This window comes from Amycolatopsis sp. cg5 (assembly GCF_041346955.1).
In the GTDB taxonomy this organism is placed as follows: Bacteria; Actinomycetota; Actinomycetes; order Mycobacteriales; family Pseudonocardiaceae; genus Amycolatopsis.
Window position 1 is genome coordinate 3,316,107 of record NZ_CP166849.1, and the last position, 19,062, is coordinate 3,335,168.

The 19,062-nt window shown below is 65.4% G+C and carries 16 protein-coding genes; 13 read left to right on the plus strand and 3 right to left on the minus strand.

The annotated features are described in order from the left end of the window. Positions 1 to 73 precede the first annotated feature (73 nt). A complete protein-coding gene (locus AB5J62_RS15155) occupies positions 74 to 2,218 on the plus strand; it encodes a glycosyltransferase (RefSeq protein WP_370948840.1) in 2,145 nt (714 codons plus the stop codon). A gap of 222 nt (positions 2,219 to 2,440) precedes the next feature. Here AB5J62_RS15155 and AB5J62_RS15160 read toward each other — a convergent pair whose 3' ends face one another. Beyond that, positions 2,441 to 3,028, minus strand: coding sequence for a DUF2813 domain-containing protein (locus tag AB5J62_RS15160; protein WP_370948841.1), 588 nt, complete (start codon positions 3,026 to 3,028; stop codon positions 2,441 to 2,443). 270 nt (positions 3,029 to 3,298) lie between these two features. On the opposite strand from AB5J62_RS15160, the gene AB5J62_RS15165 reads away from it, so the two are divergent. The 8 genes from AB5J62_RS15165 to AB5J62_RS15200 all read left to right on the plus strand — a co-directional run bounded on the left by AB5J62_RS15165 (position 3,299) and on the right by AB5J62_RS15200 (position 14,467). After that, complete coding sequence (locus AB5J62_RS15165; RefSeq protein ID WP_370948842.1) at positions 3,299 to 4,855, plus strand: hypothetical protein; 1,557 nt, start codon at positions 3,299 to 3,301, stop codon at positions 4,853 to 4,855. Next, positions 4,852 to 5,394, plus strand: a complete 543-nt coding sequence (locus AB5J62_RS15170; protein WP_370948843.1) for a hypothetical protein — start codon at positions 4,852 to 4,854, stop codon at positions 5,392 to 5,394. Before AB5J62_RS15165 ends, AB5J62_RS15170 begins: the two co-directional genes overlap by 4 nt. Continuing rightward, complete coding sequence (locus tag AB5J62_RS15175; RefSeq protein ID WP_370948844.1) at positions 5,391 to 5,570, plus strand: hypothetical protein; 180 nt, start codon at positions 5,391 to 5,393, stop codon at positions 5,568 to 5,570. Before AB5J62_RS15170 ends, AB5J62_RS15175 begins: the two co-directional genes overlap by 4 nt. Continuing rightward, entirely contained in the window at positions 5,567 to 10,054 is a 4,488-nt protein-coding gene (locus tag AB5J62_RS15180) for a hypothetical protein (protein ID WP_370948845.1), read from the plus strand. Before AB5J62_RS15175 ends, AB5J62_RS15180 begins: the two co-directional genes overlap by 4 nt. Beyond that, positions 10,051 to 11,103 carry a hypothetical protein gene (locus AB5J62_RS15185; protein WP_370948846.1) on the plus strand — a complete coding sequence of 351 codons (1,053 nt, stop codon included), beginning with the start codon at positions 10,051 to 10,053 and terminating at the stop codon, positions 11,101 to 11,103. Before AB5J62_RS15180 ends, AB5J62_RS15185 begins: the two co-directional genes overlap by 4 nt. A gap of 1,245 nt (positions 11,104 to 12,348) precedes the next feature. Then, a complete protein-coding gene (locus tag AB5J62_RS15190) occupies positions 12,349 to 12,561 on the plus strand; it encodes a DUF397 domain-containing protein (protein ID WP_370950267.1) in 213 nt (70 codons plus the stop codon). Between the two features lie 43 nt (positions 12,562 to 12,604). After that, positions 12,605 to 13,498 carry a helix-turn-helix domain-containing protein gene (locus tag AB5J62_RS15195; RefSeq protein ID WP_370948847.1) on the plus strand — a complete coding sequence of 298 codons (894 nt, stop codon included), beginning with the start codon at positions 12,605 to 12,607 and terminating at the stop codon, positions 13,496 to 13,498. An 84-nt stretch (positions 13,499 to 13,582) separates the two neighbouring features. Beyond that, entirely contained in the window at positions 13,583 to 14,467 is an 885-nt protein-coding gene (locus AB5J62_RS15200; protein WP_370950268.1) for an SAM-dependent methyltransferase, read from the plus strand. Between the two features lie 47 nt (positions 14,468 to 14,514). Here the strand turns inward: AB5J62_RS15200 and AB5J62_RS15205 are convergent, their stop codons facing one another. Then, entirely contained in the window at positions 14,515 to 14,796 is a 282-nt protein-coding gene (locus AB5J62_RS15205; RefSeq protein WP_370948848.1) for a hypothetical protein, read from the minus strand. A gap of 651 nt (positions 14,797 to 15,447) precedes the next feature. Beyond that, complete coding sequence (locus AB5J62_RS15210; RefSeq protein WP_370948849.1) at positions 15,448 to 15,627, minus strand: hypothetical protein; 180 nt, start codon at positions 15,625 to 15,627, stop codon at positions 15,448 to 15,450. Positions 15,628 to 16,163: 536 nt separating this feature from the next. Between AB5J62_RS15210 and AB5J62_RS15215 the strand changes: the two genes are divergently transcribed. From AB5J62_RS15215 to AB5J62_RS15230, 4 genes are all read left to right on the plus strand, one after another. Continuing rightward, positions 16,164 to 16,448, plus strand: a complete 285-nt coding sequence (locus tag AB5J62_RS15215; protein ID WP_370948850.1) for an XF1762 family protein — start codon at positions 16,164 to 16,166, stop codon at positions 16,446 to 16,448. A 247-nt stretch (positions 16,449 to 16,695) separates the two neighbouring features. Beyond that, positions 16,696 to 17,184 carry a helix-turn-helix domain-containing protein gene (locus AB5J62_RS15220; RefSeq protein ID WP_370948851.1) on the plus strand — a complete coding sequence of 163 codons (489 nt, stop codon included), beginning with the start codon at positions 16,696 to 16,698 and terminating at the stop codon, positions 17,182 to 17,184. Between the two features lie 722 nt (positions 17,185 to 17,906). Then, on the plus strand, positions 17,907 to 18,197 hold the full coding sequence (locus AB5J62_RS15225; RefSeq protein WP_370948852.1) for a hypothetical protein: 291 nt from the start codon (positions 17,907 to 17,909) through the stop codon (positions 18,195 to 18,197). Between the two features lie 130 nt (positions 18,198 to 18,327). Beyond that, complete coding sequence (locus AB5J62_RS15230) at positions 18,328 to 18,999, plus strand: hypothetical protein (protein WP_370948853.1); 672 nt, start codon at positions 18,328 to 18,330, stop codon at positions 18,997 to 18,999. Positions 19,000 to 19,062 lie beyond the last annotated feature (63 nt).

Sequence of the window (19,062 nt, forward strand, 5' to 3'; positions counted from 1 at the left end):
AGCCGGGCGGCAGGCCCGCCGCCGGGGACGAGTTCGTCGAGCGGACCGGCCTCACCCGGAAGATCGCTGAGGTGTGGGAGAGCCCGGCCGGCCGGGCAATCTCAGCGTCATCGGCCACAACCGGTCGGGCAAGACCAGTCTCGTCCGGCACGCGCTGAGTCTGCTCGACCGTTCCGACGTGGTGGTCGTGGAGGTGAACGTCATCGCCCACACGTCCGTTTTCGACTTCTTCCGCTCGGTCGCAAAAGAACTGTCCGAAGGCTTGACCGATGTTCCCGACCTCGCCTCGGTCGTCGATCGGGTGGGTACCGCGCGGGAATGGTACGACCTTGAGAACGCGGTATCGGCGCTGTTCAAGGAGGTCGGCCGCCTCGAGCGGTACGTCCTGCTCGTCCTCGAGGAGTTCGACCGCGCGCCGCTGGTACTGGCACACCTGTCGGCCTTCCAGCTCCTGCGGTCCCTGGTGAGCGAACCCGACTACCCGGTCGGGCTGATCACCATCTCCCGGCGGGCCGTCATCGACATCGAAACCGACGCCGCTGGCGGCTCACGGCTCGACGGAGTGCTCGGGCAGCGGTGCTATGTCGGGACGCTTTCGCACGAGGAAGCCAGCCGGCTGATCGAGCAGGCTCGGCCGGTGGCCGACCTGTCCGGAGCCGCCGAGGTGATCATGCGGGTCACGGGCCGTCAGCCGTACCTGCTCCAGGTGTTGTGCCATGACCTGGTCGAGCGATACCTCGAGAACGGCACGATCGACGTCGAAGGTGCGCGTGCGGCCGTACGCCCGGTCTTTCAGGCGTACTTCGACCGCCTGCTCCAGGACATCGAGGCCGATTCGCCGGGACGTGGCCGGACCACTGTCCTGGATGTCGTCGGCGAAACTCAGGAGATTCCCTACCCCGGCGAGGTGAACAAGCTGGTCACCCTAGGGATCCTCGAACAGGGGAGTGCTGGGTTCCGGCTCTTCACCGACGAGTTCGCCGAGTACCTGCGGGCCGTAGCGCCGCCGCCCGTGGCGCAGCGGTGTGTCGCACTGGCGATCGCGACCGAATGGAGCTCACGCCATGGCGGGTTGAGCACCTTCAACCGCCAGCTGTGCCGGGGCCTCGCCGCGCACCAGGCCGAGGTCTACTGCATGGTGCTCGACGCGACCGACGAGGAGGTGGCTGACGCGAAGGGCGTGGGTGTCACCTTGCTTCGGCGCCCTACGGTGTCGGGCGCGCCCGAGCTGAGCAGTCTCCTGCGGCGTCCGGACTTGCCCGAGGGCACGGTCCCGACGCTGATTATCGGACATGGGCGGGTCACCGGGTCGGCCGCGGTGGTGCAGAGCGAGGACCACTTTCCCGGTGCCGCGAGACTGCACTTCGTACACATGGCGCCAGATGAGATCGAGTTCCACAAGCACGACCGGACCGACGACGCGGCCGAGACCGCCGAAACTCGGACTCGCATCGAACTGACGCTGGGCCGGAGCGCGGACCGGGTGGTCGCGGTCGGGCCGCGGCTGCACGGCCGCTACCTCGGCTACCTGTCGAACCACGACGACCGGGAGCCGATCCGGTTCGACCCGGGTTTCGACCTGCTCGACGCCCGGCCCCGCAGGGTGCCGACGGGAACACCGTTGACCATGCTGACGACCGGGCGGATGGAGGACTCGATACTCAAGGGCCTGGATATCGCGGCGGGAGCCGGTGGCCTGGTGGCCGGCTGGCGGCACGAGCACGGACTCTGCGAGATCGAGCTCGTGGTTCGCGGCATCCCGGCCAGGTCCGCCGACCGCACGCTTGCCGAGCTCACGGAATGGGCTGCCAACCAGAAGCTGCTGCTCGTCCCGCGGAACTTCACCCCCGACGGCGAATACCTCACCGAGGACCTGCTGCGCTCGAGCCTGTTCGTGATGCCGTCGCGAGCTGAAGGGTTCGGGCTCGTCGGCCTGGAAGCGATCGTGGCCGGCACGCCGGTACTGGTGTCGGAGAAGAGCGGTCTGGGCGCGCTGCTGAAGCTCGTGCTGGGGGACGCACGGGCGGCACAGTGGGTCGTGCCGATGTTCGGCGAGCAGGCGAAGGACGTGGCGACCTGGGCGCGGTCCATCGAGCGTGCGCTCATGGACCCGGAGTCTTCGTTCGCCAGGGCGGAGGAGTTGCGGCAGGAGCTGGCCAGGCGGCTCAGCTGGGCGGACGCCATCGAGGCCTTGCTGACGGCGGTCCGCACCGCATAAGCGTGGACGGTGGAGAGCCGGGGACCGCGAACCAGGGCGGCTGCAGTCTTATTTGACAGGAAAGCCAAACGTGGCGCGGTCCGACGGTCGAGTTGCTCTCCGCGAACGACCACCTGCTTGCAAGGTCGGGCCGATGCCGCACATCCTGCTCAGTCAACCTGCTTGTCCATTGGCTGGGGGGTCGTGAGCGTTGCAGGCGGTTATAACAATCGGCGACAACACTCACGACCCCTTCTTCGGCTGCCTCGGCCGTGTCAGGGGCGTGGTCCGGAAGCGCCCGCGCAGGAACGTCACGATTTGCCGGGCGCCGTCGCGGGAAGCCGGGACGTAGACCATCTGGATGCGGGCACGCTCCGCGGCCGGCAGCGGCACGCAGTCTTCGGCGGCGTAGACGGGCTCGAAGGTCCGGACGACCTGGCGGGTCTCGGCGACGGCTCCTTCGAGTGTGCCGTCGGCTTCCCAGGTGGCTTCGAGCACGATCCGGCATTTCAGCGTGCCGTCTTTGTCAGCGGCCATGCGGTGGAAGAACTCTGGGACGGCTTCTTTGCCGTTCGGGTCGTCATCGTCGAGTTCGGGGAAGGTGAGCAGCGCCTCGAGCCGCAGCGTGCGGCTTTTCGGGGCGTTCTGCTCGTCCGCCGGCACGTGGAAATCGTCGACGCGGATGCGCCAGTCGTCCTCGGTGAGACCGAACAATCGCAGGAGCGCCTTGCAAGCGGAGGTCTTGCCGGAGCCGTTCGTGCCGATGAACGTGGTCATGCCCGGTTCGAGCACGATCTCGGTCCTGTTCGGACCGAAACAATGGAAAATCACCAGCGAGAGGCTCTCAATGTGTATTTTTGCTCGTCCTGACGTTTCTGCGTGGTTTCGGTGTTCGCAGGGAAAGACGGCACTGTCGCGCCCCGTGTTACTGCCTCGTGTGAGACCGGCACCAAACTTACCTGTGCGCATTTTGTGCGGCTTTTGTGCGGGCAACGGACCTTATTGACCGGTTGTGTAACGCCGCGGTCTGGCCAAACGAGTGTCTTGATGCGACGGTGTGAACGGGACCGATGTCGTTTTGCGGCTTGGGGGAGGTGATCGGTGACCGAATCGTGGGAGCCATTGCTCGACGATCCCGGCCAGGAAGTCGTGATCCCGACCGACGATGAATCGATCGTGAGGCGACGCCGTGCGCTGGCGCCGATTCAGGTCCTGACCGATATCGAGCGCACCAAGGCCGCGCTGGACGGGGCGTATTGGGACCGCTATGACCTGTTCACGATCGCGTTGGCCGTGATCGACCAGGTGGCGCTGGCAATGGGGATTTCGGCTGGTCGTACCTGGGAGGAAACTCTCGAGTACGCGGTCGGTCAAGCCGCCAGGCAGGTTCCTGACGCCGACGAGGCCGAATGGCGATCCGTGGCGGAGCGGGTGCTCGTTTCACTGGTCACGACTGACGTGGAAATCGTGAAGCATCTCGTGCACACCACGACCGGCCCGTCGTGGCGGAACCAGCGTTTCCGGTTGCTGTACCTGCATCCGACGGGCAGCGAGGGGCTCGAACACCTGCGGGCCTCGGAGCAGGCGATCAACATTTTCGTGGAGGCGCTCGATCTCGACGTCGAGGCCGCGCAGATCGCCAACGAGGCCCAGCTCAACGCGCTGATCGCTCGCGGCGCGGTCGAGTCGGCCGTCCAGATCGCCAAGGTCGCCCGCTATCGATCGATCCAGTACCAGGAACGGATCCGGCGGATCGTCGCCGACACGCTGATCGATCCGGACGTGCACGATTGGCTCGGTGAGGTTCCCGCGCTTCTGGAGGACGCGCTCGGGCATGTCAAAGACCGACTCGGCGCGGAATCGGCGCTGCTCGACGCCGTCGCGGACCGCCGCGCCGAACTGGACGACCAGACCAAGCTCGACGCGGCCAACCAGCTGATCGAAATCCTGCGCGAATGCCGTAGGCGTCACGATGACCTGCACCGGCATCTCATCGGCGCCCGTAGCCGGCTGCGGGAAGCACTCGACGACCGGTTCCGTCGCGCCCCGCGCACCGCGCGGCGGTTCGACATCGGCTCGGATCTCTTGGCCGCCTATCTGGCTCGGGGTACCGCTGTGGCCGCTGAGGCGGCCGACCGCATGATCGCCCTGTTCGGCGGGCTTCCGGTCCGCTGGTGGCCGTCGCTTTCCACGGTGACCGACGAGCTGTGCGCCCCGGCGCCCCCGCCGAGGCCCGGTGACGAGTACCAGCCGCCCGAGTTCGACGACGACCTTCGCATCGAGTGGTGGGAGCCCTACGAGGACACCGTCGAGGCGATGTTCGCCGGAATCGAACGCCCGACCCGGCTGTCCCAGCTGCTCGCGCGGGTCACGCGGGTCACCGCTGAGGTCGAGGCCGACGAGGACGAACCCCCGTTGGATGAGGGGTTGTTGACCGCGGCGGTCGTGCACGGCGCGCACCGGGCGTGGGCGCCTCGATTGGCCGGTCGCTCGGCAGGGGACCGGATCATCGTGGCGGTCACCACCGGAACCACGCTCGACGCCGGGGGTGTCCGAGCCGACGACCTGCTTCTGGTGCCCGGTGAAGTAGTGGCCGACATCAACGAACCGGCGCCGCGGCCTCGTTCCGCCCACCACGGCGAGGAGGCGGGTCGATGAGGTCTTCGGACGACGACATCGATGTCGGGAAGTTCTTCGCGTGGGCGGCACGGCCCAGGGAAACGCCAGGCCGCAACGAGGACTTGCACCGGATCGTGCGCCGGTATCTCGACGAGCCCGATTTCGCCTCGGTCGTGGACCGGGTCTTTTCCGGCGCGGGACTGGACCTGCAGGTGGACGGCCGGGACGGGATCATCGTCACGGCTCGCCACCACGCACTGCTCCGGCTGAACGCGAGTGACATCGTCAAACGCGCGCAGCCGTCCCATCGGACCGTGCTCGGTGCGGTGCTGCTGGCGGTCGCGCGCACCGCGTACCCGGAATCCGGGATGGTCGACGACCCTGACCGGGTAGCGGTGTTCACCACCCAGTCCGTTGTGGACACTCTGGCCGTGCCGCCCAGCGGCTTGCCGAAGAGTCCGCTGAGGACAGTGAGGTTGACGACGACCTGGTCGAGGGCTGGCGCCGCTGGCTCGATCTGCCACAGGCACGGCCGAACGCGCAACGCCGGTCGACCGGCGATCGGCGAGGGGCGGTGAACCGGATCTGCAAGCTGCTCACCGAGGCCGGCTACCTGAACGCCCGCGGCGACACCGACGGCGGGACGTGGACGGCCCGGCCGCGATTCCGGTACGCGGTGGCCGCTCTCACGGAAGATTCGGAGCTCTACGCCTTGGTCAACGACCTTCCTGAACCGATCGACCACCCGGCATGACCGAATCGCTGTTCACGAGCCAGGCCGGCCCGCCGCCTGCGATGCCTGTGCCGCCGCTGCGCTTGCGCAGGATCAAGCTGCATGGTGTCGGACCAGAAGGCGCCCGCTTCGATCCGCTCGATCTCGACTTCGCGACCCGCGAAGGCGCCGCGGCCAGGGTCCTGCTTTCCCTGACCAACACCGGCGGCAAATCGACGTTGATCACCTTGGTGTGCAGTCTCATCGTGCCCGCGGCGCGGGCACAGGTCGGCGGCAAGGTGCTCGGCGACTACGTCCTCACCGGCGACACCTCGCACATCGTGTGCGAGTGGGAGGACGCGACCACTGGCCGTCGCACGGTGACGGGCGCGGTGATGGAATGGAAGGACGGCAGGCGGCAGCCTCCGCACACGTCCCGGTCGACGAGCAACCTGTTCCGTTCGTGGTACTTGTTCACCACCGGCCCTGACCTGCCCGGCATGGACGATCTTCCGTTCGTCGCCGACGGCCGCAGGGTGTCGTACAAGGCTTTTCTCGCCGCTGTCGACGACCTGATCGTCACCTGCCCGAGTGCGCGGGGAGTGCTGACCGACACGCAGCAGAAGTGGACGAAGGCACTGGAAGAACGGACAAGCGTCGACCCGACCTTGTTCGGCTACCAGATGCGGATGAACGATTCCGAGGCAGGCGCGGAGAAATTGCTCGCGTCGTTCGATTCGCCGGACAACGTGGTCCGGTTCTTCGTGGCCGCGCTCAACGACCAGCGTGAGCTCGAGACTTTCACCAGCAGCCTCGAAGAATACGCCGTACTGGCTGCGCAGCGTTCGGAACTCGAGCTGATCGCCGCCTTCGGCACGGAGATCGCACCCCTCATCGAGCAGGTCGCGGCCCAGGCGGAGCAGACCGAAGCGACCTCCGCGACGGCTCGCCGGGAGCACGCTCTGGGCGGCGAGTACGCCGGAGCCCTCGGCAACCGGATCGACCGTGACGAAGCGTCGCTGGCCGAACTCGACGCGGCGCTGGACATCGCCAAGGACGAAGTCGGCCGCGCGCGCCAGGCTTATGGCCGGATCAGCGACATTCGGCAGCAGCTGCAGCTCGAGGAAGCGCGTGCGCGAGCGGAATCGGCCGCCCGAGCGGTCGAAGAGGCCGACGTCGAGGCGGACAAGGCTTATCGGCACGAGCAAGCGTGGCAGGCTGTCGACACGGTGATCGATCTCGATACCGCACGGCGGGAGAGCAAGGCCGCCGAACACGCCTATCATGCTGCGGACGCGGGGCTGGACACATTGCGAGCCGAAGTCGAGGATGCGGCCGCGCGTACGGCCGGTCGGCTCGACGCCTTGGCGGTCGAAGCGGCCCAGCTCTCCGAAACAGCGGATGCGGCCGCGTGGAGTGCGAAACAACAGGCGGTGGAAGCAGGCAAGGAAGTCGTCGAACTCGCGCTTCGACTAGATCGAGTCAAAAGCGAGCTGGCCACCATCAAGCAGCAGCGGGAAGAAGCCGACAAACGGGTGGCCGCCGCCATCTCGGCCGGCTGGCTGGCCGACGACGAACTCCCAGTAGCTTGTACCCGCCGCTGGCAGGAGGCACGCAGCGAGGCCATGCAGGCGATCGAGCGGGCTCAAACGGAGGCGGAGACCGCGGACAAGGCCGCGAAGCGCATCAGCGGCGAGATCGAGCCCTTGGATCGTGAACTCGCGGATCTTCGGCACGCCGCGCATGACAGCAAGACAAAACTGGCGGCATTCGATCAGGACCTGTCGACGGTCTGCAAAGACGAGACAGTGGTACAGCTTGTCGGTGGTCCGCCAGCCGACAGCGCCGTACTGACCCGCGCTGCCGCAGTGGCGAGGGAATCCGCTCACCAAGCTGACAACCGAGCGGCGAACCATGCGGACCTGGCCCGCGCCGCCACAGAAGAACTGGTGCTGATCGACGAGGCCGGGATTGCGCCGGCCGGGGCGGACGCGTTGGCGGTGCTGAAAAGATTGACCGACGCCCGAATCGGCGCGTCCACTGGGCTGAGCTGGATCGAACGCAACATCGTCGACGCCGACTGGCGCGCCGCGTTCATCGCGGCCAATCCCGTGCTGGCGGGCGGTGTGGTCATCAGCGACCCGAAGCGGTTCGCCGATGGCGTCACCGCACTGACCACGAATGCCGTATACACCAAGACACCGGTCACCGTCCAGCTCGCTCCCGCGTCCACTGGGGAGCCCGCGGGCGACTGCTCCCCGCAGCAGTACGTCGTCGTGCCCCATCGCGGTGCGTGGGATCGAGACTGGGCCGCCCGAATGCGGGACGAACTGGAGCGGACAGCCAGAGATGAAGGCCAAAACGCGCTGAACGCGCGCCAGGCCGCGGCCCGTTACCGCGCCGCGGACGCGGAATGCGAGGGTTTCGTCCGCCGGTGGGGACAAACGACCCGGGACGAGCTCGCGGAAACGTATGACAATGCCGTGGAGATGGTCGCTCAAACCGAGGTGCGTCGAGAGAGCCTGGTGACAGAGCGCGAGGCGCAGGAGAACACCGCGCGGGATGCTCGGGCGGAGGCCGGCGAGCAACGATTGCTGTGGCAGAAGGCGGATCGCCACGTCGCCTCTGCGATCGCTCTCGACGAACTCGTACAAGCAGCGGACGCGGGAATGGCGCAGGTGCCGGGGCTCACCGCCAAACGCACCCGGATGGTCGAGGACCAGCGCAGGGCCGAAGCGACGATCGACAGCGCCGACGGCATCTTCGCCGAACAGACACAGACGGCAGCAGAAGCACGAAGTTCTCGCGACGCGTACCAGCGAGAGCGAGGACAGTTGGGCATCGACGAGTCGGCCCCCGATCCAGGTGGCAATCTCCAGGTGCTCCGCCGTGAGTGGCAGGCTCTGCTCGTCGAGTTGACGACCGCTGAACAAGGAATGGTCGAAGCCGAAACGTTGAATCGCGCGCGGCAGCGAGTGAGTCATGCCCTGGAGCGCGCCGGCCGGTTCGACTCCTTGGTGCTGGATGATGCGGGTGAACTGGCCGCGACCAGCGAGGCGTCATCGGCTTCCAACCGCATCAGCGCCCAGAATCGTGCGCGAGCGGCTTCCGACGCCAAGCGGGGCGCCTTGACCCTTGCGAAAGCCGATCTCAAGCAGGCGAAGAACACCTTGGCCGACGCTCGGCCCTCGGCCGCCGATCACCAGAACTTCATCGACCTCACCGCGACCGAGTGGCTGCCCGCGGCGCCCGATGAGATTCCCGGCCTGCTCGAACGGCTGGAAGGGCGCAATGTCGAACTGCGACGCGTCCGCGACGAAGCCGAGCAGGCCGAGGCGGAGGCACGCGAGTTGAAGGACGTGGTGGCCGAGGATGTCGAGTCGCTGAAGGACACCGCCGGCCTGTGGTCTGCCGATCGGCTGCCCACGGCGCGAATTTTCGAAGGCACGAGAATCGTCGCGCGTGACCGGATGCGGGAATACCTGCGGCGCCAGGTCACCGCGGATCGCGAGGAACGGGAAGCGAAGGGGCGACTGCATCACGCGATCGTCACCGCGCGCGGCAGCGCGATGAGCACGAGATGGTCCAAGCTCGAAGCGGCCGCGGCCATCCGTATCCGATCGCTTCCCGAGCCCGACCTGGTGGCCGAAGCGGCGGTCTTGGCCAAACGGGTTCTTGCCTCGGCCGAGTCCGCTGCCGCGGACCTGCGCGAGCTCGACAAACATCGTGGAATCCTGCGTGACAGCCTGCTCTCGCTCTGCCGGGACCAGCGTCGGATGCTCCGTGAGGTTTCGCGCTACTCGAAGCTGCCCGAAGGACTCGGAGAACTCTCCCACCAGCCCGCGCTCAAGATCCATTTCGCCGAGGCGCCCGACGACGAGGCGGCGGCCCGGCTCGCGAGCCGCATCGACGGCTGGTCCATCGAGCTGAGCGAAAATCCGAAACGGGCGAAATCGTCCGATGTCCGGGCGCGTTGGCTGGCGGACGCGACCCGGGACACCGTGGTCGAGCGGGCACGCGCGGGTGCTTGGTCGATCGAGATCCTCAAGCCGTCGATCGACGGCAGGGTCCGGTACTGCCCGCCGGACCGCATCCCGATCGAGTTCTCCGGTGGCCAGGTGCTCACCCTGGCCGTGCTCGTCTACTGCGCCTTGTCCCGTGTCCGGTCCGCCCATCGTCAAGGTGGCCCGCGGCCGGCCGGGACGTTGCTGCTGGACAACCCGTTCGGCGCGGCGTCGGCCGAAGCGTTGATCGAGATGCAGCATCAGCTCGCGGCGCACTCCGGCGTCCAGCTGGTGTGCGCGACCGGTCTGCACGACCCGGCGGTCGACGCGGCTTTCACCGGCCACGGCTCGGTGATCGTGAAGCTCCGCAATGACGGCGATCTGCGCCGAAATCTCGCGTACCTGCAGTTGCGTGCCACCGTCGTCGACGGGGTGGACGTCCTCGATGCGGCAACCCGCGGCCGTGACCGTTCGTCCGCCCGCAACTGGGTCGACGCGACACGATACGAGGTCGACACGTGACCGTCCGGCCCGCCGAAGTCGCGACCCTGCGTGCCGCGATCCTCGGAACGAATTCCGTGAAGATCGAGTTCGACACGCTCTGGCGGCTCTGGAACCAGGCCGCACCACGCTTCACCGGTGACCCTGGCCAGGCCGCCGCGTTGCACGAGGCGCTGCTGGAGCTGTCTGGCGCAGCGGTCATCGAGCTGCCCAAACAGGCATGGGACAAATCGACTGTCCCTGCCTTGCCTCGGCACGTGCTCGTACCCAGTGCTCGGCGTCTTGGGAGCGAGCGGCCCTGGGTGACTTTCCCGTGGTGCCGCCGACTGGGCTGGGTATCCTCGTTGCCGGTGCTCTCACCAGCGCTTTTCGCCGATTTGGTGAAGATCAACGATTGGCTCGGGCGTAACGATGCCGAGAAGCTGCCTCTCGTGCCCGTCCGGTATCGCTCCGCCGAGATCTTCGCCAGGGAGAAGCGCCTTGACGAGCTGGAGCGGACCACATTGTTCGGGCCAGAACGGCTGAGTCTTGCGATGCTGGCGTGTACAAGGCTTGCTCCACCTGCTCCGGCCGCGGTCGTGGGGTCTGGTCCGGACGTCCTCATCGTCGAGAACAGTGACACGTACTGGGTCGCTGTCCAGGAGCTTCGGGGCAGCGCGTGCCACGACATCGGCGCCGTCATCTGGGGCTCTGGCAAGACGTTTCCGGCGCAGGCGCCCTCACTCGCCACCGACGTGGCCGGGCAAGGACCGCTCCGGGGAGTTGCTTGGTACTGGGGAGACTACGACCCGGCGGGCACGTTCACGGCCGTGGCGGCGGCGAGATCGACCGACGCCGTCGACGTCCGGCCGGCAGCGGGACTGTGGGCGGCGATGGCAGGCCTCGCGGTGCAGGAAGCCGGAACGGTCGACTGGACGAACGCAGTCGGCCGGGAATGGCTCGGCCGTGAACTGTGGGATCGCCTGTCGTACGTTCGCGCCGCTGGTGGACGGATCGCGCAGGAACTCGTTCCGCTGGGTCTTGTGGCGGCGTGGGCCGGCGAGCCCGATGAGAGGACGCCGGCGCACTGACAATGTGGCAGCCGCTTGTGGCCTTTGTGTGGTTCAGCCGCACTCAGAATGGTTCCCGCGCCGACGTCGGCCAAGTGGCCGCGAGTCGGCCTTCGTCATATGCTGATGCAATTGCACTCGCACCCGCACGTGATTTCGCACGATACGGTTGGTTTGGGCGTGTAAGTGTTCACTCGATGGTGATAGATCGCTGCTGCATTCAGGTTAACGTGTCGCGAAAACGGCAACCCATGGTTGCTTTGAGTGTGCACTCGTCTCACTCTTTGGGGTGAGTTTTTGTAATTTGAACAGCTATTTGAGTGCGCCTGCTACTTTTGCTGGCTGCCGCATGTGGCTTTGGTAAAAATTGGCATTTTCTGGGATTGGAAGTATTTCGCGTGTACAGGGCTCGGAGTTCTCTTGATTTCCTGATCGGACTGCCGTGAGAGTGGTGACTGGAGAGGCACTGTCGCCAGCTCGGGCGGAAGATCGGCGGGTGAGTGTTCGGATGTCGCTTCGGCTCGCGTCGGCGTTTGTTTTCGTTTGGGAGACAACCTCTGTCTCGCCGCGGGCGTGACTGTTCGCGCTCATCGCTGTTGAGCTGGCTTGATTTCGAGAACATGGAAAATATGCGGCCGAATAACCGGCCGGTTCACTCGAAGGGGTTGCCGTCGAATATTCGAGCGAATATTCCTTCTGGCACGCTGGACGGGTCCGACCCGAAGTGGCGGACTCAATTCAAGGTGTGGCAGACTTGCCGTACGAAAATGATCGCGGTTTCAGCTATTCTGCGTATCCTCGTGCATGTGAAGCGGCGCGACCCTCTGGGTGAGAGAGGGCCGCGCCATAGTTGCCCCGTTTGCAACCAGTCTCGGAAGGACAACATGACCACCCTAGACCTCGGCCGCCGGGTACGGCCATCAGGACATGCTGTGAATCACTCCAAGGTGCGCGTTCCAGTGGCGCCCGCGCTGGGTGACCGCGTTCGTTGTTCGGTTCTCGGCCGCCCCTCGCTCGGCTGTGCCGGCGAGATGGGTGGCGGGATTCCCGGCTGAATCCAGTTGTCGGAACCTGCGCCGCGCGCGAGTCGGGGGCGCGGCGCGGAGCTTCCTGTCTACATGTCAACAGCTTGTTCGACATTCTTTGGAGTGAACATGCCCCGGAACGGTTCGCTGCCGACTTGCGTATCGAATATTCGACGCCCACTCTGGAATCGAATATTCGACTCGCGGGCTCTGAGGGGGAGCGATGCGGTTCTACTACTCAATGCCGTGCACGGTCATTTTTCCGCCGGGCGCGTGGCGGCGCTCGAGCTTCAGCGGGCCCAACGGCGGGACCTGTGTGGAGGTCAATCTCGCCGCTCGGGAAGCAGTGGGGATACGCGACAGCAAACTCCGCCGGTCGCCTGTGCTCGTCTGCTCATGGGAGGGCTGGCTGGCATTGCTCGACACCCTGCGCCAGGACCAACCGGCAGGCTAGCCACCGAGCGTGTTCACCCGCGTGAGCCGCACGCCGATCCGGGGTGGCGGTGCCGATGACGGAGTACCATCCCGCACCGGACACCGACATCACGGTCCGGCGCAAACTTGGCGCTCTCCTCAAGACGGAGCGAGTCCGGGTAGGACTGACCCAGTCCGAGGCCGTGGCACTGGTCGGCAAGGCGCAAAGCACGATCGCCAAGGTCGAGAATGGGCAGACCTCGGTTTCCCGGCAGGACCTTGCCGCCTTGATCGAGGGGTACGAGGTCCACGACGACGCCATGAAAGCGAAGATCTGGGCATTGTGGGAGCGGGCTTGTTCCCCGGCTCGGCTCCGCGATGAGCAGCGGATCGGCACACCGCCGTGGTTTCTCAAGCCGCTGGAAACAGAACAAGCGGCCAAGGCCATTTGGTCGTGGACCGGTGAGCGGATTCACGGACTGCTCCAGTCCGAGTGCTACATGGTGGCCCAATTGAACGGTGAAGGGCGCGGCCCGGAGATGACCCCGCTGTTCCGGCAGCGGAAGAACCGGCAGAAGGTGTTCGGTGAGGCAGGCAAGAGCTTCGACTTCATCTTCAGCGAATCCGCGCTCGATCGGCTGTGCGCGCAGACGCATCGCTCGCATGTGATCAGCGATCAGCTGCGGCACATGATCTCTCTGGCCGAACTGGACAACGTGACGATCCGATTCCTGCCGTATCACAGGGGGTCCTACGCGGAACTGGATTTCGTCATCTTGCGACCTTTCGGTGGCAAAGACGACTGCGCTTACAGCGAGCGCGTCGACGGGGTGTCTTGGGCGACCAAGCGGACAATGCCGATTTACCGCCAGGCGTGGTCCGCGAAGGAGTCGACAGCGGCCACTCCGGAAGACACATTGCAGGAGCTACGCCGTCGCCTCGAGCGTGCGGCACCCGAAGGCCTCGAAGTGGGTTGATGTCCACCGGGTGCCGTATATCGCGTTAAGCCATTCGTAAACTACGCTCAGTGAGGGATTGTCATGGTCCAGGCGACGAAGGGGATGGCTGTGGCCGACGAGGGCATCGAGGCGTATCCACCACCGGGGATCGACATGGATCGCCCCAGCGTGGCCCGGGTTTACGACTATTACCTCGGAGGTGACGCCTCATGGGACATAGATCGGCGATTCGGGGACCGGGTGCTTTCCGAGTTTCCGATGCTTCGGCGGATCGCCAAGGCCAACCGGGTGTTCCTGCATCGGGTGGTGCGTCATCTCCTGCGCGCGGGAATCACCCAGTTCCTCGATATCGGCGCCGGCCTGCCCACGATGCAGCACGCTCATCAGGTGGCGGACGATCTCGCGCCGGGGCAGGCCAGCGTGGTCTATGTCGACTACGAACCGGTCGCCGTTTCGCATTCCCAGCTGCTGCTCGCTGAGAACGGCGATCCCAGCAGGCACGCTGCCATCCATGCCGATCTGCGTGCTCCCGACCGGTTGTGGCGGCAGGTCGGCGAGACGGAAATCCTCGACTTGGACAAACCGGTGGCGATTCTGCTGATAGCGGTGCTGCACGTGCAGCAGCCCGCGTCGCCCGATAGCGGTGATATCGGCGACGTCGGCCCGGCCGCGGTCGCCCGGTATCGTGAACTCGCGCCGCACGGATCTTATCTCGCGATTTCGCACATCACCGATGACGGCATACCGCCATACTACGAAGAACCGCTCGTCAAGCTCAAAGAGATGTACGATGGCGCCAGTAGTCCCGTGGTGTGGCGAAAACCCGGCGAAATCGAATCCTTGTTCGGCGACTTCGACCTCATTCCGCCCGGTCTCACCTGGACCGCCCAGTGGCATCCCGAAGACGCCGGCCCGGCCGAGCCGGAGATCGCCTTCGCCTCGCCGAACGAGTCATTGATCCTCGCGGGAGTCGGCAGAAAGCCCTGACGGTCAGAGGGCGCGGCGACGTTTTCCGCCGCCGCGCCCCCTGACGGCTACACCCGTCGCTCAGGTGGGCGGCCGTGTGCACCTAGCTGTAGCAGCACGTACAGTCCGGCCGCGGAAAGCGCCGCGGCTCGCAGCGGGACGGATCCGGCCACCAGTACGCCTGCGGTGACGGCGCCGATTGTCGCCAGCAGCACGACCGCCTGCCAGATGCGGCGCCAGTCGCCTGCGAGGACGCGGTTGACCAAATCCCAGGCCAGATCCCAGCCTGACCGGCATGGTGGGGAGAAGACCGCCTGATTGAGCGGCGGCTTCTCTGGCGGCTCGCCCACGCTGACCAGAATGCCTGTCACGTTCTCGTGTCTCCTGCCTTTTCTGCGGGGAAGGGTTTGCCCGTGGCCGCCCGGACGGTTTCGCGTGCTGCCACTGAACCCATCGTGGCAAAGAATCGCACTGGGGCGAAGCTCGTCGACTTATGTTTCGGTGGTCGGTCCGTGGGCGAAGTTAAGCGGTCGTGCTGGCAAATGTGACCATTGACTTGTGGCGAATATTCGTTCAGAAAATTTCTATGTTAGCCCCATTGTGTGTCTTGACTTTTCGTCGTTGCGCGCCGGGCTTGAAGTGGCGAATATTCCCTCGCGCGGAATTGTCCGGCTTAGTGCAATGGGGTGAAGAAATCGACTGCGGTCGATCGAATATTCCTGCTTTGCCCGCATTTGGTCGTGGAGGTGTACGCGTGCCGCTGCTCGGCGCGGATCGCTGACCGTTCGTCGAGAGGGTGCTTGAATCGTGTATCCGGGTCAGCTCGTCCGGGCGGTGAATATTCATCTGAAGCTGCCGTTGTAGTTCGACAGGCGACGACACAATGGCCACCCATGAAACACTCGAGGGACATGGGCGACCCTCGTAACGTCGCCGATCCAGGACTGTGATCGTGAGTGTGCCGGTCGTTCGACGAGCAAACCGTCGGCGCACTCACGACATCACGCGTTGCTCATCGACGTGTTGTGGAGCAACTTCAGTTCGTGCTCGGAGGCGGCGGTGCGTCGCCTGTCGGCGAGCGCGGCGTAGGTCGCGACGTCATGCCAGCGGTTCTGGGTGTGGAACAACTCGCGCAAGGTCGCTGCCGGTTCGAGTCCGGTGTCCAGCATGATGCCGCGCATCCGGTGATGGTCTGGCGGTGGCCTGCCCTGACCCGGTGTCGGTGTTTACTGAAGCTTGCGCGTCGCGGAGATCTCGCCGCTTGGCCCGGTCTCCGCGTGCTGATCGTCCGGCGTGAGCTTTATCGGCGGGGGGAGCGGGAACGGTCTCGACGACCACGTGTACGAGTTCGTCCGACCGGTTGGTCAGCCGGTGCGTCTTCTCGACGAGCAGGAAGGACAGGTCTTCGCAGTGTAGATCGGGTGCGTGGGCGGTCAAGCCCGGCGAGGAGAGGATGGCTTCGATCAACGCCTCGTTGTCGGCCGTCGCCCTGGTTCCGTCGGCCCGGTCCGGCGCTCGCAGCACACCTTCCGGCAGGTGCTCGCGCACGGCCGACCACAGGCGTGCGCGTTCATCGCGCAGCATCACCGCCATCATGCGCCACTGCAAGGGATGAAGTTCGCAGTCGGTATCGCGGGTGAGGTGGGGCTTGGTCGGTGTTGCGACGGTCGGACGGCCGGTCTAGCGGTGCCTGGATGACGGTCTGACCCTTGAGGTCATGCAAACTTGCACGCTGGTGGGCTCGCGCAACACGAATTCGATGCTGTACGGAGCGGCTTGGCGGGCCGCGAGAGCTCTGGGCTATCGACGGCTGATCACACGCAGCCAGGCAGGCGAGAGCGGCGCGAGCCTGCGTGCCGCGGGCTCGTTGCCCGCTGAGACCCTGAGGTCGCGCCTTGGGTGGAACGGCCCGGCCGGCAACGTGACTCACAAGGTTTCGGCGGTGTTGCCCGCGTGCGGTGGGAGGTCTCCTCGGAGTAACGGCGTCGCCCAGGGGAGGTGAGGACGGGAACGAGCGGGAACGCGCTCGAACGAGTGAATCGTTTGCGTCCCAGCTGGTTTCGTTGTTACAGCTGGCAAAGCCGGTACACGCCAGTTTGGGCGTGGTGAACCGCGTTGTCGCGTGTCCCGTCGTGAGTACTCAGGAAAGTCCTGCAGTGGCGCCAGAATCGGAGGAGAAGTGTGTGAGTAGTCCATCAAATCATGGCGACACGGGCGATGTGCTTGCGCTGACATCGGCGATATGCAGGTTGGCTGACGCGGTCGACGTGCTCGCTTCGCGGCAGCCTCGCGACGCGCAGGCGTTGCTGACCGCGGAGGAGCTTGGTCAGCTTCTTGGCATATCGCCGCGCACACTTAAAGACCAGGCCAGCGCGGGTGCGTTCCCGCACCGGCGGTTCGGCAAGCATTACCGCTTTAGTCGCGAGGACGCGAGTGAGATCACTCGGCTCGCGGGGCGAGGTGTCCGCCTTCGATGGCGCGCCCGTTACAAGCGTCCCGATGGGACGGTCGGGAGCCTGTCGGGGTTCGACTCGAAGAAGGCTGCCAAGGAGTGGGCCGGTGATCAGGAGGCCTTGATCCGGCGAAACCTGTGGATCGATCCGCTGGCCGGTGCGACGCTCTTCGGAGATTTCGCTGAGGCCCATCTCGACGCTATCCGTGGTCGGCTGGAGCCGAACACCGTGGCGAAAATGCCGTCCTTCCTGGACAACCATCTGCTGCCGCAGTGGGAGTCATGACCGCTGGCAGGGATCTTCAACGGCTACCTGGAAATTTGAGAAGTGGGTGTCCGAGCTGCACGATGACTAAGCGGAGTCGACGGTGGCGTCGATCTTCGCCACGTTTCCGGGTTCATGGAGGCCGCGGCGAACGCGAGGCTGATCCCAGCGAGCCCATGCTCGAGCGTCCGGGTCACCTCCGGTGCGTACGACACCGAGTACCTGGTGGCCAGCCCGGCGCAGATCTTGCGTGGCGCGATGCGCTTGTACGAGTGCGGGCTTGGGATACGTGGATTCGTATTGTGCCTGATGGATGGCTACACCGGCGCTCGTTGGGGTGAATTGGTCGGGCAGCAGCGGCACGAATATGACGCGGCGGTTCGCAGCCCGGTCACGGCGCCGCGGGAAGCAGCGAAAGGGGAGGACCAAGACCCCGCCAGGGACGCGGTTTGTGGAGATTCCGCCCAGCGTCGCGGTGTTCTACGAGGAGCCAATGGACAGCCACAGCCATCCGTTCGTCCTGTGCAGCCCTGAAGGCAATCCGTGGCAGCGGTCGAATTTTCGTTACCGCTACTGGCGTCCGGCGTGGGACGGCGTCGCCGAGGACAAGCCGGGTTCGGTGCCGCCGGTCCTCGAAGGCTTTACGTTCCACGAGGGCCGGGGGCACTCACGCGACATGGTTGACCGAGGACGGAGTTCCGGAAGTCACCAGGCGTGCGAGGCTCGGCCAAAAGATGAAAGGCATGGGCAGGGTCTACGACCATGTGACCCCGGCGATGCGTCAGCACGTCATCGCGTCGCTGGAAGCGCGGTGGGCCGCATCCTTGATCATGCTCCGGCCGACCGAGCGCGAGAAGCTCGCGAGCTGGTTCCCACACTTAAAGGTGGTGTACCGGAATCTTGAGATCGAGCCGGTGAAGAAGATCCACGCCGGATCTACGCCACGCAAAATTAAAACCCCATCCCTCGCAAGGAGGCATGGGGCTCTGACCTGTGAAAACGTATGGTGCGCGATACTGGGATTGAACCAGTGACCTCTTCCGTGTCAGGGAAGATCAACGCGGTTCCCGACCAGGGCATCCTTGAGTTTCCGCAGGTCAGCACGTCCTGTTCCTCCTCGTTCCGGCGGCTTGTGACTCGTTGCCGTCGCCGGATTTTCGCCGGATGATCTTGGCTTCGGAGGACGTGTTCGACGTGTCTGATCGTGATCCAGTTGTGAACGTCGTGACGGCGATCGCCGCGACGGTGGTCGCCTTGACCTTCTTGTTCGGATTCGGCAACGCGCTCAGCTTGGCTTTACGGCTGGGTGTCCCAGTGTGGATTGCACCGCTGGTCGCACCGGCTGTCGACCTGTCGGTGCTAGGGCTTTTGCTGGCCATGCGCCACCTGGCGCTGCAAGGGATAGCTGCGGAGAACCTGGGGCCAGGGCGGCGGCTTCTCCTGTTCGCCAGCGTGGTGACGCTTGCCTTGAATGTTGCGGATCCACTCGTCTCGGGCCGGTTGGGCAAGGCTGCATTCGATGCGGTGGGTCCACTGCTGCTGATCGGGTGGGCGGAGGTCGGCCCGGATTTGCTGCTGAAGCTCAAAGGCTGCGAAGAAACTATTAAAACGCCTGGTAGCGGCACTGTTGAGGCTGCTTCGTCCAGGGGAATCACGACCTACGACGCGGACCTTGATGATGCCCTTCTGTCACGTGCTAGGGAAGAAGACGTGCTGCATCGGGCGCGAACCCAGCGGCCAATTTCGGCCGAAGTGCTTCGCAAGAAGCTGGGTATCGGCGCCTCTCGATCTCGAAGCTTGGTGAGAGTGGTCAGGGCAGAGAGCGGTGGGAAGTGATTTGGGTAATCGACCGTGGAGTGGACGACGGTGAGGTTGCAGGGGTCTGCTGTAGGGCGAGCG